We start from the raw sequence: 18,736 nt of genomic DNA on the forward strand, positions 1-18,736 counted from the left end.
GTCTAGCGATCCACCAGCCATACGGTCGGCGGCAGGTCGAGCCCCTCCTCGACCGGGCCGAGCAGGACCTTGGCGCCGACCAGTGCCTGCGGGTCCAATCCCCCGGGAAGATACCCTTCGGGATAGGCCGTGCGTGTCGCGGCATCCCCGAAGCGGATGCGGGTGTAGTTGTCCTCCCCCAGTTCGCTGATCGTCTGGGTGCTGCCGCCCGCCTCCACCGCAATCTCGACCACCCGGTCCAGCGAATCGGCATGGGGTTCGCTGCCGCTGGGCTCCATCGTCTCGGACCGGATGACGCCCTCGACCTCCTTGCCGGTCCAAAGCGGATCCTGCTCCAGCGCCTGGACCGAGGCATGGGAAAGCCAGAGCGCCGGCTGCGCCAGGCCGGCATCGCCCTCCGATGCCGCCATCCGCTCTTTCTCGAACGAGGAGAGAAGGCGGCGCTGGATCACCGGGCGCCCGGCAATGGGCGCCAGGCCATCACCAGCCAGGCGGTAGAAGCGCCCCTGGAAATAGGTGCCGCCGCCGCGTTCCGGATCGCTGCCGTCACTGAACTCGGTGGCCAGGATCTCGCAGCCCTTGCCGTCGGCGGCCTGGGCAAAGCTGCCGGGGCCGAACTCGGAAGTCGACCAGGAGGTGCGCAGGCGGCCCAGGTCGCCGTCGAACAGGTAGATCGACCAGTAGCGGACGCCCAGGCCATTGCTGGTGCCGACGTGCAGCGCCACGGCGACCTCGTCACCCGCAGTACCGTCGATGTCGCCGCGCAGGACCTGAAGGCCCTGCGCCTGCGACGCCCAGTCCAGGGGCAGGCGCCGCTCGCCCGATGGCGTCGTCACCTTGAAGAAACTGCCGTCATTGCCCACGCAGTGGCAGACGCTGACTCCCTCGCGCGCAGCGGCGCAGGAGCGCCGGGCACAGAACTCGTCCGGCACCGTCTCCTCGACCGCGGTCGCGGTGCTCAGGGTGCAGGCCTTGAGCGCCGGCACGCCCGCCAAGGCGGGGCCGCCCAGGCCGCACGCCGCCACAGCGACCGCAAGGGCGGCCGTCGAAAATGTCCACGTCATCGCTTGTCCGTTGTGAAGGCTTGTCCGTATCGCAGGCGGTACCGCGGTCAAAGGCCCAGCTTCTTCTGAAGCCAGGAAACCCAGCGGCTCTTGCCCTGGGTCTGGTACGACACACCAGTTCCAGGCAGGCCCAGGCTGGTGCGCGTGCGGCCATGGCCCACGTTCAGGGTGGCGCCGGGACGCCCAAGGGACAGGCTGATGCCGCTCTTGCTCAGGTTCAGGCGCACGCCCGGCAGGATCCGGATGCTCTTCTGGAAGCGCAGGCCCAACGCAACCCCTCCCTACTCGCCGCAACGCCCCTGAAGATGCGCCGCGCCGCGACCGCCGCCAAGCGCGATGCGCCCCATGTCGGTTCAGGAATGCGGTGGACGGCACGCAGCGACTTGGCAAACACTGGAGCAGGCGAGGCGGCAGCCGGCCCAGCCGGTTGCGGGGGCTGCCGCGCAGAGGGGACAAGACAGCGCATGAATCCGAGCGACGTGAAGACGCCCGCCGATGTCCGGGCGATCGTGGAGGCGCGTGGCCTGAGCCACGTGAAGGTCGGCGTGTTCGACCTGGACGGCGTGATGCGCGGCAAGTACCTGCACCGCGACAAGCTTTACGCCATCCTCGATTCGGGTTTCGGCTTCTGTGACGTCCTGTTCGGGTGGGACAGCAACGACCAGCTCTACGAGAACGTCGATGTCACCTATACCGGCTGGCACACCGCCTTTCCCGATGCGCCCGTCCGCCTGGTGCCCGAATCATGCCGCGACCTGCCGCTCGAAGGCGGGATGCTGCTGTTCCTGCTGGAGTTCGTGGACCAGGCCGAGCCGTTGTGCCCGCGGGGCTTGCTGAAGCGTGTCCTGAAGCGCGCCGACCACCTGGGCTACGCCGTCACCGCCGCGGCCGAGTTCGAGTTCTTTGTCTTCGACGAGACGCCTGACAGCATCCGGGCCAAGGGCTATCGCGGCCTGAAGAACCTGAGCCCCGGCTTCTTCGGCTATTCGATGATCCGCAATTCGGTGCACGCGGAGGTCTATCGCGACCTGCTGGCGCTGTGCCAGGCGATGCGCATGCCGGTCGAGGGCATCCACACCGAGACGGGCCCCGGCGTGATCGAGGCGGCCCTGCAATATTGCGAGGCACTGGAAGCGGCCGACCGCGGCGCCCTGTTCAAGACCTTTACCAAGATCCTGTTCCAGCGCCAGGGCAAGATGGCCACCTTCATGGCCAAGTGGTCGCATGACTATCCCGGCCAGTCGGGTCACCTGCACGTCTCGCTCAAGGGCAAGGACGGCGCCCCCGTCTTCCACGACGCGGCCAAGCCGCATAACATCTCGGACCAGATGCGCTGGTTCATCGGCGGGCAGCAGGCCCTGATGCCCGAGCTGCTGGCCATGGTCGCCAGCACGGTGAACTCCTACACCCGCCTGATCCCCGGCTTCTGGGCGCCCACCGATGCGACCTGGGGGATCGAGAACCGGACCTGTGCGCTCCGCGCCATCCCCGGATCGCCCAAGAGCCAGCGGGTCGAGTACCGGGTGGCGGCAGCCGACATCAACCCCTATCTGGCGCTGGCCGCCGCGATCGGCTCCGGCCTCTGGGGGATCGAGAACATGGTGGAGCCCGACGCGCCGATCCAGGGCAATGCCTATGCCCTCCAGCACGCTGAGAAGCGCCAGCTGCCGCGCAGCCTGGGCGAGGCGTCAGGTCGGCTGAAGGGCAGCACGGCGGCGCGCGACCTGTTCGGCGATGCCTTCGTCGACCATTTCGCAGCCACCCGCATGTGGGAGCAGAACGAGGCGTCGCGTGCCATCACCGACTGGCAGCTCGCCCGCTATTTCGAGATCATTTGAGAGGGTGCGCCAGCATCCTTCGAGACGGGGGCCTGGCCCCCGCCTCAGGATGACGACCGTCAGGAATCATCCAAGCACAACAACAGCGTCATGCTGAGGAAGCGGCCCTGGGGCCGTCTCGAAGCATCATGCGCAACGGTGATGTCAGGAAACACCCATGGCCCACCTCAAGACCATCACGCCGGTCGACGGCAGCATCTATGTCGAGCGGCCCCTGGCCGACGGGGCGGCGATCGAGACGGCCCTGGACCTGGCCGTCACGGCGCAGCGCGCGTGGGCGGCGACACCGCTCGCCGAGCGCATCGCGGTCCTGTCCCGCGCCGTCGACATCCTGGTGGGCGAAGGCGACGGCATCGCCCAGGAGATCACCTGGCAGATGGGCCGCCCCATCGGCCAGACCCCGGGCGAGGTACGCGGGTTTGCCGACCGCGCGCGCCACATGCTGAAGATCGCGCCGGAAGCGCTGGGCGAGATTGATCCCGGGCAGAAGCCGGGCTTCCGCCTCGGCATCAAGCGCGTGCCCCTGGGCGTCGTCGCGGTCGTAGCGCCCTGGAACTACCCCTATCTCACCACTGTGAACGCGGTGATCCCGGCCCTGGCCGCGGGCAATGCCGTCATCCTGAAGCACTCGCACCAGACGCCGCTGGTGGCGGAGCGATTCCAGGCGGCGCTGGACGGCGCCGGTGTTGCGGCCGGCGTATTCCAGCACCTGCACCTCAGCCATGGCGATACGTCGCGCCTGATCGGCGATCGCCGCGTGGCCCATGTCTGCTTCACCGGCTCGGTCGCGGGGGGACATGCCGTAGTGCAGGCGCTCAGCAACGGCTTTGCCTCATGCGGGCTAGAGCTGGGCGGCAAGGATCCGGCCTATGTCCGGGCGGATGCCGACCTGGCCCACGCGATCGAGAACATCGGCGACGGCATCTTCTTCAATTCCGGACAGTCCTGCTGCGGGATCGAGCGCGTCTATGTTGCCGAACCGCTCTATGACGCCTTTGTCGAGGGCGTCGCGGCCCTGGCGAGGTCGTATCGCCTGGGGGACCCGACCGATCCTTCGACCAACCTGGGTCCGATGGTGCGGACGTCCTCCGCCGAGTTCGTGCGCGCCCAGGTGGCAGAGGCGGTGGCCAGCGGCGCCAGCGCCCTGGTCGACCCGCGCGCCTTCGCGGCCGATGCGGTTGGCACGCCCTACCTGGCGCCGCAGGTCCTGGTCGGCGTCGACCATTCCATGCGCGTGATGATGGAGGAGACGTTCGGCCCTGTGGCCGGGATCATGAAGGTGAAGTCGGACGAGGAGGCGATCCGCCTGATGAACGATTCGCCCTATGGCCTGACCGCCGCGATCTGGACCGCGGATGCGGCCGCGGCTGAGCGGATTGCCGACCGGATCGACACCGGCACCGTCTTCATGAACCGCTGCGACTACCTGGACCCAGGCCTCGCCTGGACCGGCGTCAAGGACACCGGCCGCGGCGCCACCCTCAGCCGCGTCGGCTACGAAATGCTGACCCGTCCCAAAAGCTACCACTTCCGGTTGGGGACGTGAGTTGGCGCCTCGTCGCCGTTGCCCTGCGATGCTTCGAGACGGCCGTCGGCCTCCTCAGCATGACGCCGTTGGAGGAGAAGCCATAGACCGCCGGCGTCATGCTGAGGGGCGAGGGGAGCAAGGCTCGAAGCATCATTCGCGCCGGTGACGCCTACCCCGCCAGCAGCTTCTCCAGGGCCTCGATCCGGTCGGCTTCGCCCGCCGGCTTGTCCCAGCGGATGCGGCTGATGCGGGGGAAGCGCATGGCGATGCCGGAGCGGTGGCGCGTAGAGCGTTGCAGTCCCTCGAACGCGACTTCCAGCACCAGGGCCTTGTCCACTTCCCGTACCGGACCGAAGCGGCCGGTCGTGTGGTTGCGCACCCAGCGGTCGAGCTGGGCCAGTTCCTCGTCCGTGAAGCCGAAATAGGCCTTGCCCACCGGCACAAGCTCGTCGCCGCGCCACACGCCGAACGTGTAGTCCGAATAGAACGACGAGCGTTTGCCATGGCCGCGCTGGGCATACATCATGACCGCATCGACCAGATGCGGGTCGCGCTTCCACTTGAACCAGGGACCCTTGGGCCTGCCGCCGACATAGGCGCTGTCCAACCGCTTCAGCATCATCCCCTCGACGCCTGGGAGGTGCGACGCGGCACGCGCGGCGGCCAGTTCCTCCCAGGTGGCAAAGGGCACGCGGGGCGACAGGTCCAGGTGGGGCAGGCGCACGCGGGCCAGGAACTTCTCAAGCCGCGCGCGGCGCTCGATGAAGGGCAGCGGCCGCAGGTCTTCGTCCCCCTCGGCCAGCAGGTCATAGGCGCGGATCTGCACCGGAAAGCCGGTCAGCATGGCGCGCGTCACCGTCTTGCGGTTCAGGCGCTGCTGCAGGTCGGCAAACGGCGCCACGACGCCGTCGCGCACGACCAGCAGCTCGCCATCGATGCAGCCCTCGAAGTCCAGGCCGGCCAGCAGGTCGGGAAAGGCAGGTCCCACATCCTCGCCCGTGCGGCTCCACAGGCGCCGCGTGCCGCCCTCGCTCGCCGCCTGGACGCGGATGCCGTCCCATTTCCATTCGGCGGCATAGGCCGCGGGATCGAAGGCCGGCAGCTCCGCCTCCTCGATCGCCTGGGCCAGCATGACCGGCCGGAAGGCGGCCGCCATGCGCGCCGGCGGCCGTTCCGCCTCGCCCGAGACCCAGGCGAAAAGCGGGAGATAGGGCGGCACCTGCGCCGGCCAGACCTCCTCGACCTCGCCGACGTCGCGGGTGCCGAGGTCCGCCAGCGCCTGCTTGGCCAGGCGGGCCGACACGCCGACGCGCAACGAGCCGGTGATCAGCTTGATCAGTGCCCAGCGGCCGTTCGAATCGAGCGCGTCCAGCCAGCGCGCGATGACGCCGGGCAATGCGGCCTTGGCCGTCGTCTGCAGCGTCGCGACGATCTCGGACAGCGGCGGGACCGCCCCCTCGCCCGCCCCCTCGGGCGCTGGCCAGATCAGGGCGACCGTCTCGGCCAGGTCGCCCACGAAGTCGTAGGACAGCGCGAACAGGACGGGGTCGACCCGCTCCATCGCCAGCTGCCGGATCATGTTGGGCTTGGCCTCGCGGAAGACCAGGCCGCCGGTCAGCGCGGCCAGGGCATAGCCGCGCTCGGGGTCGGGCACCTCGCGAAAGTACGCGGTCAGCAGGCGCAGCTTGCCATTGCGCTGGTACTGGAAGGCCAGTGCGTCCAGCAGGCGGGCAAAGCGCTCCATTCAGCTGTCGTCCTCGGCGTCATAGCCGACCAGGCGCAGGGCCTGAGCCTCCAGCCCGCGGGCCTGCGCCACGTGGACCAGCGCCTCCTCCGCGCCGTGCGTCACCCACAGGGCGCCCTCCACCACCTCGTCGATGGTCTGCAGCAGTTCGCTCCAGTCGGCATGGTCGGAGACGATCAGCGGCAGTTCCACCCCGCGCTGGCGTGCCCGCGCCCGCACGCCCATCCAGCCGGAGGCGACCGCCGTCACGGGATCGGGCAGGCGGCGGCTCCAGCGGTCGCCGATAGTCGATGGCGGCGCCAGCACGATCTTCCCCTGCAAGCCTGCCTTGGGCACGCCCTCGATCCCCGACAGCGGGCCCAGTGTCACGCCCAGGTCCTCGTACAGGCGGCACAGGCCCGCCAGCGCGCCGTGGATGTAGATGACCTCGTCCCATCCCGCCTTGCGCAGTTCACAGATCAGACGCTGCGCCTTGCCCAGGGCATAGACGCCGACCAGGTGCGCCCGCTCCGGGAACAGGCGCACGGACTCCAGCAGGCGCCCCACCTCGTGCTCGACCGGCGGATGGCGGAACACGGGCAGGCCAAAGGTCGCCTCGGAAATGAAGATGTCGCATTTGACTGGCTGGAACGGCCTGCAGGTCGGGTCGGGCCGGCGCTTGTAGTCGCCGGACACGACGACGCGCGACCCCTCGTGCTCGATCACCACCTGGGCACTGCCCAGGACGTGGCCCGCCGGCTCCAGCCGCACGGCGCAGTCGCCGACCGACAGGACCTCGCCATACGCAGCCTCGCGCATCGTGCCCGCGCAGTCCTCGCCATAGCGCCGCCTCATGATTGCCAGCGTCTCGGGCGTCGCCAGCACGGCACCATGGCCGGAGCGGGCATGGTCGCCATGGCCATGGGTGATGATGGCCCGGTCGACCGGCCGCACGGGGTCAATGAAGGCCTGCGCCGCCGGGCAGTAGAGGCCCTCGGCCCGGTTCTCGATCAGCCGGGCAGCCCGGGCAACACGCTGGTCCATCCGCGAACATTTGGGGACCGCACGGGCAGGTGCAAGCCCGATCGCTCAGCCCTCCCCGAACGCCTGGACCAGTTCGGCGTGCAGGGCGGGTGTTGCGGCCGCCAGGGTCAGGCCCGGCGTCTCCAGGCCCAGAGCCTCGCCCTTCGGGCCCGTCATGCGGCCGCCGCCGGCCTCGATCAGGGGGCTAAGCGCCACATAGTCGTGCACGCCCATGCCGCCTTCGATGACCGCGTCCAGGTAGCCGGCCGCCAGCAGAGCCTGGGTATAGCCCTCGCCCCCCAGCACGACCGAGCGCGCGGCCAGGCCGACGCGGCGCAAGCGCGCCCATCGTTCCTCGGACAATTCCTCGAACGAGGAGGTGGAGAGGACGGCATCGGCCAGCCGCGTGCAGCCGGACGTCCGCGCCGCACGACCGTTCATGGTCAGGCCAAGGCCCGGCCCGCCCTGCCAGCGGTCGCGCACGATCGGCTGGTCGACCAGGCCGAAGACGGGGCGGCCGCCGTGGGCCAGGCCGATCATGGTGGTAAAGGTTGCCCTACCTGTCATGAACGGCTTGGTCCCGTCGATGGGGTCGATCACCCAGACCCATTCGGAATCGGCCCGGTCGCGGCCGAACTCCTCCCCGATCACCCCGTCCTGCGGCCGGACCCGGGCCAGGTGTTCCCGCAGGGTCTGCTCGACCAGGCGGTCGATCTCGGTCACCGGCGACCTGTCCGACTTGGCATCGACGCGGAACACGGTGCGGAAGCGGTCGCGCAGGATGGCGCCCGACAGTTCGGCCAGGGCTTCCGCCACGGCGATCAGTTCGGCGGGGATGGTCATGTCGGCTCCCGGTTTTCGCGGATGACGCCGGAAAGGCAGAATTCGGCCGCATCCAGGCGCCAGTGCAGATGCTCCACCTCGAACGGCCTGCCTGTGCCGTCGCGCATCACGTTCGTCACCAGCAGGCCCGCCGCATTGGCATCGATCTCCAGCAGCGCCGCATCGTCCGGCCGCAGGGCCACGACTCGCAGGGTCAGCGCCGTCTCGGCCGCTATCACGCCATAGGCTTTGGCCCACAAGTCACGCAGGGACTGGTCGAGCGGCCGCTTCAGCAGGTCGGGAAAGCGTGCGCGGGGCAGGTAGACATCCTCCACCATCACCGGCCGTGCCCCGATCAGGCGCAGGCGGCGCAGGTGAAAGACCCCCTCCCCCGCGCTCAGGCCCAGCGCCGCGCGCACCGCGGCGGGGCCTGCGCTCTCAACCGCGGACAGCAGGCGTGTGCCGGGCCGGCCCCCCTCCGTCGTCACATTGTCGAAGAAGCTGATGGAGCGGGTCAGGTCATAGCGGATGCGCGGCTCTGCCACGAACCAGCCGCGCCGCGCCCGGCGATAGATCACGCCATCCGCCGTCAGCCGCTCCAGGGCATGGCGCACGGTCATTCGCCCGATGCCCAGCCGGGCGGTCAGGTCGCGCTCCGATGGCAGGGCCTGGTGCGCCCGGAGAAGGCCCTGCTCGACCGCGTCGGCGATCTGGTCGCGCAGCCGCTGGTAGATCGGCACATCCGCCGCCCCTGACAGGTCGAGCGCGAATACCGCCTCTGTCACGAAGCACTCCAGGCGCCATAGGCCGCCTCGAAGCGGGCCAGGTTCAGGTCGGTATAGGCCGCGTAGTCGCCGCCAACGGAGGGGTAGACCTCCGACGCCGCACTCCACACCGTCTCGCGCAGGACAGAGGCGCACTTCATCGCGGCGAACTGCCGCCAGGCCCCCTCCGGCACTGCCCCATCGTAGTAGAGGGCGAGCAGGTCGCGCTCGTGGCCCGCCTCGAAATCGTTGTTGCCGGCCAGGTTGGCGAGGTCGAACAACACCGAGTTGAAGCCGCCATAGTCCCAGTCGATCAGCCAAAGGCGCTTGCCGTCATCCAGGAAATTGGCGGGCAGCAGGTCATTGTGGCAGGCGACCGGCTCGATTGCCCCGACCGCCCTCTCCAGCGCCGCATTGGCGACCGCAAAGCGCTCCAGCTTGTCCGCCTGGCGTCCGCCGCCAGCGCGCGCAATCGCCAGGATGTAGGAGCGGTTGACGTAGAAGGGCCAGAACGCCAGCGCCGGGCCCAGCAGGTGCCGCCCGACCTCGTCATGCACCTTGCGCAGCAGGCGGGCGATGCGCGGCAGGTTGGCGGGATCGCGCACGTCCTCTGCCGCATAGGTTCGCCCCTCGATCCAGTGCATGACAAGGGCGCCCGGCTCCGCATGGACGATCTCCGGCCCCGTCCCCGCCGCGGCCGAGGCGCGGGAGAAGGCCAGTTCGTTGAAGCGCATGATGCCGTGCATCGGGATGTCGCCCCCGATGCGGACGACGAAGCGCCCCTTCACGGGATCGTCCACGATGAAGTTGCGATTGGTCAGGCCGCCGGTCAGGGGCCGTGGCTCGACCGCACCCGACCAGAAGGACAGGCCCGCCGCCTTTGCCGCTGCCTTCTCGGCGCTCGCCGGCACCGGGGCAAACGCGGCCAGCTCAGCATCGGTCATCGCGTTCCCCTGTTCGCCCGGGCCAACGTGCTCCCTCTCCCGTCGCTTGCGATGGGAGAGGGCGGGGGTGAGGGCGGGGCGCAACGCTCCACCGGCACGCGATCGTCAGGCGCAGGACACCGCCCCCACCCCACCCTCCCCCATCGCTCCGCGACGGGGGAGGGCTTTTGGGTTGCGCCTGTGTCATCCCATCAGCTCCGCGCTCGCAACCCTTGCGGGTCGTAGAGGGGGTCCATGCTGGCGCGGACGGGGACGCGGCGCATCGCAACCTCCAGCTCCCAGGTGCCGCTGCCGATGAAGTCCTCGTCCACGCCGCCTTCGTTGGCGACATAGCCCATGCCGACGGGTCGCCCCAGCGTGTGGCCGAAGCCGCCGGAGGTGAGGTAGCCGACGCGGACACCGTTGCGGTAGATCGTCTCCCGCCCCAGCAGGTCGATGCTGGCGTCCTCCGCCACGATCATCGCCAGACGCTTGGGACGAGGCGCGTCCTGCCGCCCTTCCAGCGCCGCGCGGCCGACATAGTCGACGCGCTTCTTGAACGAGACGGCATAGTCCAGGCCGGCCTCGAACGGTGTCGTGTCCGGCCCGATCTCGGGTCCCCAGGCGCGATAGCCCTTTTCCAGGCGCAGGGAGTCGATCGCGCGATAACCGCCATCGACCAGGCCGTGGGCGGCGCCTCGCGCCTTCAGCGCCTCGTACACCGTTGCCATGTATTCGGTCGGCACGTGCAGTTCGAAGCCCAGTTCGCCGACATAGGTCAGGCGCATCACCCGCACGGGCGCACCGGCAATGGGGATTTCCGCCACCTGGCGGAAGGGCATGGCTTGCGCCGACAGGTCGCCTTCGGCCAGCGGCTGAAGCAGCGCTCGGGAATTCGGCCCCATGACCGACAGCACGCCAAAGGCGCTGGTCATCTCGACGAGGGAGGCATGCTCGCCGGCCTGGATACCGCGGCGGACATGGCCGAAGTCACGCACCGCCATGGCCGTGCCGCTGACCAGATAGAAGACGTCCGGCGCGATTCGCGCGACCGTCAGCTCCGCCTCGATCCCGCCGCGCGCGTTCAGCATCAGGGCGTGCGTCGCGCGGCCCGGCTTCAGCGCCATGGGGCCGGAGCACAGGCGCTGCAGCACCGCCTCCGCATCGCGCCCCACCAGCACCGCCTTGGCAAAGGACGACTGGTCGAACACCGCGACCGCCTCGCGCGCGGCCTTGTGCTCGCGCGCCACGCGGCCGAACCAGTCCGGGCGGTCCCAGGTACCGTGGAAGGGGCGCTGGCCCGCACTCTCCGCGAACCATTGGGCGCGTTCCCAACCCGCCTTCTCCCCGAACTGGGCGCCCGCCGCGGCCAGCTTGTCGTAGATCGCACTCCGACGCAGGGGGCGGACGACGTCCACCTCCTCGAACGGATAGTGCACGGTGTAGTGACGGCCCTGCCCCATCACGGCGCGTTCCGCCGTGACCCGGTCCGAGCGGTGCAAAGCGCCAAAGCGCCTGATGTCCGCCGACCACAGGTCGAAGGGCGGCTCGCCATCCAGGATCCAGCGCGCCAGCGCCATGCCGAAGCCGCCGCCGGCCGAGATGCCATAGGCATTGAACCCGGCACAGACAAAGAAGCCGGCAAGTTCCGGCGCCTCCCCCATCACCGGGTTCTGGTCTTCCGTGAAGGATTCCAGGCCATTGAACCACGAGCGGATGCCGGCCTTCTCCAGGAGCGGGATGCGCTTCAGCAGCGGCTCGAAATGCGGCAGGAAATGGTCCAGGTTCTCCGGCATCAGCTTGAACTCGAAGTCGTCCGGCACGCTCGCACTGGGCCAGCCGACGGGATCGGGCTCGTACTGGCCGACCATCAGGGCGCCCACCTCGCCCCGGAAATAGTGCCAAAGATCGGGGTCGCGCATGAACGGCGTGTCGTTCGGCATGCCGGGGATCTTGTCGGTCACGATATAGCAGTGGTGCGACGGCTGGATCGGCACGTTCACCCCGGCGCGTGCCGCCAGCCCCCGGGTCCAGATGCCGCCGCACAGGGCGACCGCCTCGCACGCGATCGTGCCCTGGTCGGTCTCCACCCCCGTCACCCGGCCATCCTTCGTCGTGAAGCCCGTGACGCGCACCCGCTCAACCAGCTTGGCCCCATGCAGGCGCGCGCCCTTGGCCAGGGCCATGGTCACGTCGCTGGGGCTGACCTGGCCGTCGGTCGGGACCCAGACGGCGCTGTCCACGCCGTCGATGCTCATCCAGGGGAACTTCTCCAGCGCTTCGGTGGGCGAGATCAGCTCCATCTCCACCCCCAGGGAACGCGCCGTGGTGATGGTGCGCAGGTATTCCTCGCGCCGGTCGCGATTGCTGGACAGGCGCATGCCGCCCAGCGGGCGCCAGCCCGTCGCCTGCCCGGTCTCCGCCTCCAGTTGCTGGTAGAGGTCGACCCCGTATTTGATGAGGGCCATGATGTTGACGTTGGAACGGTACTGCGCGACCGCCCCCGCCGCATGCCAGGTCGATCCCGCCGTCAGCTGGTGCTGCTCCAGCAGGACGACATCGGTGCAGCCGCTCTTCGCCAGGTGATAGGCGACGGAGCAGCCGACAATGCCGCCGCCGATGACGACGACCCTGGCATGGCTGGGCACCCGACCCGCTGCCGCTATCGACTCGTCCGCCATACCCGCCCCCCGTTCGCGTGGCCCCAGTCTAGCCTGGAATTGTGACTGGTCTAGACCAGGGACGCCTTGAACGCCCGGCGGTATTCACCCGGCGGCACGCCCACACGCCTGCGGAACTGGCGCGACAGGTTCTCCACGCTGCCTAGGCCGCAAGCCTCGGCAATGTCGGCCAGGGCCGCCCCGCTCGTCTCCAGCGCATGGCGCGCAACATCGACCCGGGTCGCGATCAGCCAGTCACCCGGCGCCGCACCCGTCAAGGCGCGGAAACGTCGAACAAAGGTCCGCGCGCTGAAGCCGGCCAGTGCCGCCATGCGGGCAATGCTCCAGTCCTCGGCCGGCCTCGCCCGCACGGCATCCAGCAACGGGGCCAGGCGGCCTTCGCGTACCCGCGGCACTGGCTGGTCGATGAACTGCTGCTGCCCACCCGCACGATGCGGCGGCACGACCAGGCGGCGCGCCACGCTGTTGGCGGCGGCGGCGCCGAAATCCTTGCGCACCACATGCAGCAGCAGGTCGATCCCGGCGGCCGACCCGGCAGAGGTCAGGACGTCGCCTTCGTCGATATAGAGCACGCCCGGATCGACCCGGACCGCCGGAAACCGCTCCGTCAGCCGCGCCGCATAGCGCCAATGCGTCGTCGCCCGCCGTCCGTCCAGCAGGCCCAGCTCTGCCGGCAGGAAAGCACCGGAGCAGATCGTGACCAGCCGGGCGCCTTCCGCGTGTGCCGCCCGCAGCGCCTGGGCTAAGGCAGGCGATGCCGGCGGCCGGTCAATGCCCCAGCCGGGCACGACGATCGTTCCCGCGCGGGCCAGCACGTCCAGGCCATGGCGGGCCACGACTTGGATGCCGCCGCCGGCCCGGACCGGGCCGGGCACCTCGGCCACGGGCACGAAGCGGTACCAGTCCGCCCCCATTTCGGGGCGTTCCAGGCCGAACACCTCGGCCACGATGCCGAACTCGAACGTGCACAGCCCGTCATAGACCAGGGCCGCCACCAGCCTGGCGTCACGCATCGCCTTTGGCATGATCCGTCATGACCTTGTCCATTCCGCCACTGACGCATGCCTGCGCGGCGCGGCAATGTCCAGGAGAAGAGAGTTCCCACTTCCCCACCTCATCCTGCGGTGCGGAGCGATGCGTAGCCTTGAAGGATGGCCCACGAGCGCTCGCTGGCGATCCTTCGAGACGGCCCTGCGGGCCTCCTCAGGATGAGGTCGGACAAAGAAATGGACGCCATGACCAACGCCGTGACCGAGTATCCCGCAGCACTACCTGCCGACGCTGTTGCCCACTTTGCCCAGGCCTTCGCGTTCGAGACGGATTGCTGGGACGTCCACGCCGCCCTGGCGAGTGGTAAAGCCGGCTTCGTCCTGCTCGACGTGCGCAGCCCCGACCTCTTCACGGCCGGCCACGTGCCGGGCGCCATCAACCTGCCGCATGGCAAGATCACGGCACGGCGCATGGCCGAATGGCCGGCGGAGACCCTGTTCGTGACCTACTGCGCCGGTCCGCACTGCAACGGGGCAGCTCGCGGCGCCCTGGCACTGGCGCGCCTGGGCCGGCCGGTCAAACTGATGACGGGCGGGATCTGCGGCTGGCTGGACGAGGGCTTCAACTTGGCCGAAGGAGCGCCCTGATCGCGGCGCAGGCAGCATCGAAGCGCGCGTCCCAGTCGCCGTTCAACACGACATAGGGCCGCCGCGCCGCCTGCAGCGTGGCGCGGCAGTCGGCCATGAAGCGCGCCCGCATGTCCGGATCGCCGTAATAGCGCTGGCCGTCGTCGACCCAGGGGCAGTCGATGTCGCACAGCAGGGTCAGGTCATAGGATCGTGCCGCGGCCAGCGCCTCGACCTCGGCCGGCACCCGGCCGAACAGCCAGCGGCTCCAGATCGTGGTGGTCAGCGGATCGGTATCGCAGACCACGACCCCGCGCGCCTGCTTCGCCGCCGCATCCTCCGCCGCCACCTGCCCCGCCGCGATCAGTGGGATGTCCTCATAGTCGCAGCGCCCACCGGCATCGAGCAGGGCGCGGGCATATTCCGGCACGTGGCGCGTATCGAAGGCCCGCGCCAGGCGAGCGGCCAGCGTCGTCTTGCCCGTCGACTCGGGCCCGAAGATGCACACCCGTTTCACGAAGTGGGACCGCGCCTGGGGCAGGATCATGTCCCAATGGGCGAGCGGGGCCGCGCGCACCTGGGTCGCGGAAATGGGAACAACGACCCGGCCCAGGTCGACCGGTACGAAAGCGGCGCCCAGGGCAGCGGCCAAATCGGCGCCATAGGGCTCGGACGCATAGACGTGGCTGATGGGCCCCCGCACATGCGCGGCGATCGAGTCCCGCCAGAGGTCGTAGAAGGCGCGGTCGTCGGGCCCGTGCGGGTATTCCTGGATCTCGGCGCTGTGGTGGATCACGTCCAGCGCCGGGAACGCCTCCCGCATCCAGGCATGGCGCAAGGCCCCGGCGACGGGGTCGCTCCTTCGCGTGCAGACCAGGACGGACACGCGCCGGCACTGGGCTGCGGCGAAGTCGACCAGGAACTTGTGACCCATCGTGGGCGGCAGGAACTTGCCCAGCAGGAAGCCGTGCGGCATGCCTTGCGCCATCATGTCCCCTGTTCCATCGGGTGCGCCCGCACCCTCCGCCGCCTTGTGGCGCGTGCTTGGCCCGCTGTTCGTGCTGGCCGCCGTCGTGATCTCACCCATCGGCGCGGGCCTTGCCAAGGAGGTGGGGACGGGCCGCGACGTGATGGCGCTGGCCTTCTGGCGCAATGCGCTGGGGGCCACGGTCCTGCTGATCGTCACGCGACCCGCCTTGTGGCGCCTCTCGGCGGCGCAATGGCGCGCCGGGCTTGCCCTGGGAGCCGTCGTCGCGATGATGAACGTCACCTTCTACATGGCGATCCAGCGCCTGCCGCTGGGCATCGTCCTGGGGATCGAGTTCCTGGGCCCGCTGTCGCTGTCGCTGATGGGCGCCCGGCGGCCGCTCGACTTCGCCTGGCCGGCCCTGGCGCTTTGCGGCGGCCTGCTCCTGACGCCGCTGGGCGGCATGGACCATGCCGATCCCCTGGGCTTCCTCCTGGCGATCGCGGCAGGGGCCTGCTGGGCCGGCTACATCCTGCTCAGCGCCCGCGCCGGGCGCCTGATCCCCGGCGTCACGGGCCTGGCCGTTGCCCTGATGGTGGCGGCCGTGATCCTGATCCCCTTCGGCGGTAGCCAGATCCCGACCTACATGGCCAGTCCCCAGCTGGCGCTGGGCGTGGCGGCCGTTGCCGTCCTGTCGACCTCGTTGCCTTATGGGCTTGAGATGCTGGCCTTGCGCCACGTCGCGACCGCCACCTTTGGCGTACTGACCAGCACCCAGCCGGCGATTGCCGCCCTTGTTGGCTGGTTCCTGCTGAAGGAAGCGCTGCCGCCGACGGCGATCCTCGGCATCGTCCTGGTCAGCACCGCGGGCATCGGCGCCACGCTGGGGCGACGCCCCCAGCCAGGCGCAACCCGTCACAGCGGCGGCGATTGAGGGCGGAACACCCTACTCTCCATCTTTTCACTTACGCGTCGTCGGGTTATTCCTCGCACCGGAATCTCTCGCTCATCCTCGACCGCAACGCGAGTCTCCCGGCGCCTGGCCCTCGGGCGCCGCGGTCGCGTCGCCGGTCAAGCCCCACTGGAGGACCCGCTGTGGCATCACTCGACAGCTTCAAGACTCGCCGCACACTGAAAGTCGGGGCAAAGACCTACACCTATTACAGCCTGAAGAAGGCGGCGGAGCGCCTGGGCCCCGATGTCGAGCGCCTGCCCGTTTCGCTCAAGGTGCTGCTGGAGAACCTGCTCCGCTACGAGGACAACCGCAGCGTCTCCGCCGATGACGTGAAGGCCATGGCCGACTGGGTCAAGGATCGCCGCAGCGACCGCGAAATCGCCTATCGCCCGGCGCGCGTGCTGATGCAGGACTTCACAGGCGTGCCGGCCGTGGTCGACCTGGCGGCGATGCGCGATGCCATGTCGAACATGGGCGGCGATCCGGAGAAGATCAATCCGCTGTCGACCTGCGACCTGGTGATCGATCATTCGGTGATGGTCGATGTCTTTGGCGGCCGCGATTCACTCGAGAAGAACACCGAGATCGAGTACGAGCGCAATGGTGAGCGCTACCAGTTCCTGCGCTGGGGCCAGAAGGCATTCAACAACTTCCGCGTGGTGCCGCCGGGCACCGGCATCTGCCACCAGGTGAACCTGGAATATCTGGCGCAGGGTGTGTGGACCGGCAGGGACGGGGACGAGACGGTCGCCTATCCCGATACGCTGGTCGGCACTGACAGCCACACGACCATGGTCAACGGCATGGCCGTTCTGGGCTGGGGCGTGGGTGGCATCGAGGCGGAGGCCGCGATGCTGGGCCAGCCCGTGTCGATGCTGATTCCCGAGGTCGTGGGCTTCAAGCTGACGGGGCGCCTGCGCGAGGGAACGACGGCAACCGACCTGGTCCTGACCGTGACCCAGATGCTGCGCAAGAAGGGCGTGGTCGGCAAGTTCGTGGAATTCTATGGCTCTGGCCTCGATGAGCTGAGCCTGGCCGACCGTGCGACCATCGCCAACATGGCGCCGGAATACGGTGCCACCTGCGGCTTCTTCCCGGTCGACCGCGAGACGATCGCCTATCTGAAGAAGACCGGCCGCAAGGCCGCGCGCGTCGCCCTGGTCGAGGCCTATGCCAAGGCGCAAGGCATGTGGCGCAAGCCTGGGACTCCCGACCCGATCTTCACCGACACGCTCGAACTCGACATCTCGACCGTCGAGCCCAGCCTGGCCGGCCCGAAGCGGCCGCAGGACCGGGTCGAGCTGTCCAAGGTCAAGGACGGCTTCGCCAAGGCACTGGCCGACAACGGCTTTGGCAAGGCCGGCCCGGCCGATGCCCGCCCGCAGGTGAAGGGCACCAATTATTCGGTCGGCCATGGCGACGTGGTGATCGCCGCGATCACCTCGTGCACCAACACCTCCAACCCGTCCGTCATGATCGCGGCGGGCCTGCTGGCCCGCAACGCCGTCAAGAAGGGCATGAAGGTGAAGCCCTGGGTCAAGACCAGCCTGGCCCCGGGGTCCAAGGTCGTGACCGAGTACCTGGCCAAGGCTGGCCTGCAGAAGGACCTGGACCGTCTGGGCTTCAACCTGGTCGGCTATGGCTGCACCACCTGCATCGGTAATTCGGGCCCGCTGCCCGAGCCGATCTCGGACGCCATCACCGAGGGCGATCTGGTCGCCGCGGCGGTCCTGTCCGGCAACCGCAATTTCGAGGGCCGCGTCCATCCGTTCGTGCGCGCCAACTACCTGGCCTCGCCTCCGCTGGTCGTCGCCTATGCGCTGGCCGGCTCGGTCGGGGTCGACCTGGTGAACGAGCCGCTGGGCGAGGACTCGAGCGGCAACCCGGTGTTCCTGAAGGACATCTGGCCGACCAACCGCCAGGTTGCCGACGCCGTGGGCTCGTTCGTGACCCAGGACATGTTCAAGGAGCAGTACGCCGATGTGTTCAGCGGCGACAAGCTGTGGCGCCGGATCAAGACGCCGCAGTCGCTGACCTATGCCTGGGACAACAAGTCGACCTACGTCCAGAACCCGCCCTATTTCGAGAACATGCCGGCCGAGCCGGGTGCCGTGACCGATGTCATCGGCGCCCGCGTTCTGGGCCTGTTCGGCGATTCGATCACCACGGACCACATCTCGCCCGCCGGCTCGATCAAGAAGGACGGGCCTGCAGGCCGCTACCTGATCGAGAACGGTGTCGCGCCCGCCGACTTCAACTCCTATGGCGCGCGGCGCGGCAATCACGAGGTGATGATGCGCGGCACCTTCGCCAACATCCGCATCAAGAACGAGATGCTGGGCGGGGCCGAAGGTGGCAACACGAAGCACCAGCCCGATGGCGAGGTGATGTCGATCTATGACGCGTCGATGAAGTACCAGGCGGCGGGAACCCCGCTGGTGGTCTTTGCCGGCCTGGAATACGGCACCGGCTCGTCGCGCGACTGGGCGGCCAAGGGGACCAAGCTCCTGGGCATCAAGGCCGTCGTCGCCGAAAGCTTCGAGCGCATCCACCGCTCGAACCTGGTCGGCATGGGCATCCTGCCGCTGGTCTTCCCCGAAGGGGTCAACCGCAAGACGTTGAACCTGGACGGGACCGAGGTGATCGACCTGAAGGGCATGGCCGCAGGGCTGAAGCCCCGCATGACGGTGGAATGCACCATCAAGCGGGCCGACGGTTCCACCCAGACGGTGCCGCTGCTCTGCCGGATCGATACGCTGGACGAGGTCGAGTACTTCCGCCATGGCGGCATCCTGCAGTACGTGCTGCGCGGCCTGCTGAAGGCCGCCTAGG

15 protein-coding genes are annotated in these 18,736 nt (G+C 69.0%); 5 read left to right on the plus strand and 10 right to left on the minus strand.

The genetic code is table 11. The features are described 5' to 3' along the window. Positions 1-2: 2 nt before the first annotated feature. Positions 3-1,064 carry a hypothetical protein gene (locus ACI6GS_RS19740; RefSeq protein WP_439815176.1) on the minus strand — a complete coding sequence of 354 codons (1,062 nt, stop codon included), beginning with the start codon at positions 1,062-1,064 and terminating at the stop codon, positions 3-5. A 47-nt stretch (positions 1,065-1,111) separates the two neighbouring features. Beyond that, positions 1,112-1,333, minus strand: a complete 222-nt coding sequence (locus ACI6GS_RS19745; protein WP_439815177.1) for a DUF4236 domain-containing protein — start codon at positions 1,331-1,333, stop codon at positions 1,112-1,114. 195 nt (positions 1,334-1,528) lie between these two features. Here ACI6GS_RS19745 and ACI6GS_RS19750 point away from each other — a divergent pair, with 195 nt between their 5' ends. Together ACI6GS_RS19750 and ACI6GS_RS19755 are read left to right on the plus strand one after the other, a co-directional pair. After that, a complete protein-coding gene (locus ACI6GS_RS19750) occupies positions 1,529-2,902 on the plus strand; it encodes a glutamine synthetase family protein (RefSeq protein WP_439815178.1) in 1,374 nt (457 codons plus the stop codon). A 157-nt stretch (positions 2,903-3,059) separates the two neighbouring features. After that, positions 3,060-4,448 carry an aldehyde dehydrogenase family protein gene (locus tag ACI6GS_RS19755; protein WP_439815179.1) on the plus strand — a complete coding sequence of 463 codons (1,389 nt, stop codon included), beginning with the start codon at positions 3,060-3,062 and terminating at the stop codon, positions 4,446-4,448. Positions 4,449-4,599: 151 nt separating this feature from the next. On the opposite strand, the gene ACI6GS_RS19760 is transcribed toward ACI6GS_RS19755, so the two are convergent. The 7 genes from ACI6GS_RS19760 to ftrA form a co-directional block, all read right to left on the minus strand. Next, positions 4,600-6,174 carry a cisplatin damage response ATP-dependent DNA ligase gene (locus ACI6GS_RS19760; RefSeq protein WP_439815180.1) on the minus strand — a complete coding sequence of 525 codons (1,575 nt, stop codon included), beginning with the start codon at positions 6,172-6,174 and terminating at the stop codon, positions 4,600-4,602. Then, positions 6,175-7,197 (minus strand): ligase-associated DNA damage response exonuclease, encoded by a 1,023-nt coding sequence (locus ACI6GS_RS19765; RefSeq protein ID WP_439815181.1) that lies wholly within the window; start codon positions 7,195-7,197, stop codon positions 6,175-6,177. It abuts the gene before it with no gap. 45 nt (positions 7,198-7,242) lie between these two features. Next, positions 7,243-8,019, minus strand: a complete 777-nt coding sequence (locus ACI6GS_RS19770) for an inositol monophosphatase family protein (protein ID WP_439815182.1) — start codon at positions 8,017-8,019, stop codon at positions 7,243-7,245. After that, complete coding sequence (locus ACI6GS_RS19775; protein WP_439815183.1) at positions 8,016-8,783, minus strand: GntR family transcriptional regulator; 768 nt, start codon at positions 8,781-8,783, stop codon at positions 8,016-8,018. The genes ACI6GS_RS19770 and ACI6GS_RS19775 overlap by 4 nt, the downstream gene beginning before the upstream one ends. Beyond that, complete coding sequence (locus ACI6GS_RS19780; protein WP_439815184.1) at positions 8,780-9,706, minus strand: phosphotransferase; 927 nt, start codon at positions 9,704-9,706, stop codon at positions 8,780-8,782. The genes ACI6GS_RS19775 and ACI6GS_RS19780 overlap by 4 nt, the downstream gene beginning before the upstream one ends. A gap of 191 nt (positions 9,707-9,897) precedes the next feature. Then, positions 9,898-12,366, minus strand: a complete 2,469-nt coding sequence (locus ACI6GS_RS19785) for a GcvT family protein (protein WP_439815185.1) — start codon at positions 12,364-12,366, stop codon at positions 9,898-9,900. 50 nt (positions 12,367-12,416) lie between these two features. Beyond that, complete coding sequence (ftrA, locus tag ACI6GS_RS19790) at positions 12,417-13,391, minus strand: transcriptional regulator FtrA (protein ID WP_439815186.1); 975 nt, start codon at positions 13,389-13,391, stop codon at positions 12,417-12,419. Between the two features lie 210 nt (positions 13,392-13,601). On the opposite strand from ftrA, the gene ACI6GS_RS19795 reads away from it, so the two are divergent. Beyond that, positions 13,602-14,003, plus strand: coding sequence for a rhodanese-like domain-containing protein (locus ACI6GS_RS19795; RefSeq protein ID WP_439815187.1), 402 nt, complete (start codon positions 13,602-13,604; stop codon positions 14,001-14,003). Here ACI6GS_RS19795 and ACI6GS_RS19800 read toward each other — a convergent pair. Beyond that, positions 13,978-14,973, minus strand: coding sequence for an AAA family ATPase (locus tag ACI6GS_RS19800; RefSeq protein WP_439815188.1), 996 nt, complete (start codon positions 14,971-14,973; stop codon positions 13,978-13,980). The genes ACI6GS_RS19795 and ACI6GS_RS19800 overlap by 26 nt on opposite strands. Between ACI6GS_RS19800 and ACI6GS_RS19805 the strand changes: the two genes are divergently transcribed. Then, a complete protein-coding gene (locus tag ACI6GS_RS19805; protein WP_439815189.1) occupies positions 14,972-15,883 on the plus strand; it encodes an EamA family transporter in 912 nt (303 codons plus the stop codon). The two genes, ACI6GS_RS19800 and ACI6GS_RS19805, sit on opposite strands and share 2 nt — an antisense overlap. Positions 15,884-16,044: 161 nt before the next feature. Next, the gene (gene acnA, locus ACI6GS_RS19810; protein ID WP_439815190.1) at positions 16,045-18,735 is read left to right on the plus strand and encodes an aconitate hydratase AcnA; all 2,691 of its coding nucleotides are present in this window, start codon (positions 16,045-16,047) and stop codon (positions 18,733-18,735) included. Position 18,736 lies beyond the last annotated feature (1 nt).

The organism is Zavarzinia sp. CC-PAN008 (assembly GCF_051903925.1).
Lineage (GTDB): Bacteria > Pseudomonadota > Alphaproteobacteria > Zavarziniales > Zavarziniaceae.

Bases quoted from the DNA above. Each gene is read 5' to 3' on its own strand.
- ACI6GS_RS19740 (WP_439815176.1), bottom strand. From the start codon at position 1,064: ATGACGTGGACATTTTCGACGGCCGCCCTTGCGGTCGCTGTGGCGGCG.
- ACI6GS_RS19750 (WP_439815178.1), top strand. From the start codon at position 1,529: ATGAATCCGAGCGACGTGAAGACGCCCGCCGATGTCCGGGCGATCGTG.
- ACI6GS_RS19755 (WP_439815179.1), top strand. From the start codon at position 3,060: ATGGCCCACCTCAAGACCATCACGCCGGTCGACGGCAGCATCTATGTC.
- ACI6GS_RS19760 (WP_439815180.1), bottom strand. From the start codon at position 6,174: ATGGAGCGCTTTGCCCGCCTGCTGGACGCACTGGCCTTCCAGTACCAG.
- ACI6GS_RS19765 (WP_439815181.1), bottom strand. From the start codon at position 7,197: ATGGACCAGCGTGTTGCCCGGGCTGCCCGGCTGATCGAGAACCGGGCC.
- ACI6GS_RS19770 (WP_439815182.1), bottom strand. From the start codon at position 8,019: ATGACCATCCCCGCCGAACTGATCGCCGTGGCGGAAGCCCTGGCCGAA.
- ACI6GS_RS19780 (WP_439815184.1), bottom strand. From the start codon at position 9,706: ATGACCGATGCTGAGCTGGCCGCGTTTGCCCCGGTGCCGGCGAGCGCC.
- ACI6GS_RS19785 (WP_439815185.1), bottom strand. From the start codon at position 12,366: ATGGCGGACGAGTCGATAGCGGCAGCGGGTCGGGTGCCCAGCCATGCC.
- ftrA (WP_439815186.1), bottom strand. From the start codon at position 13,391: ATGCCAAAGGCGATGCGTGACGCCAGGCTGGTGGCGGCCCTGGTCTAT.
- ACI6GS_RS19795 (WP_439815187.1), top strand. From the start codon at position 13,602: ATGACCAACGCCGTGACCGAGTATCCCGCAGCACTACCTGCCGACGCT.
- ACI6GS_RS19805 (WP_439815189.1), top strand. From the start codon at position 14,972: ATGTCCCCTGTTCCATCGGGTGCGCCCGCACCCTCCGCCGCCTTGTGG.
- ACI6GS_RS19800 (WP_439815188.1), bottom strand. From the start codon at position 14,973: ATGATGGCGCAAGGCATGCCGCACGGCTTCCTGCTGGGCAAGTTCCTG.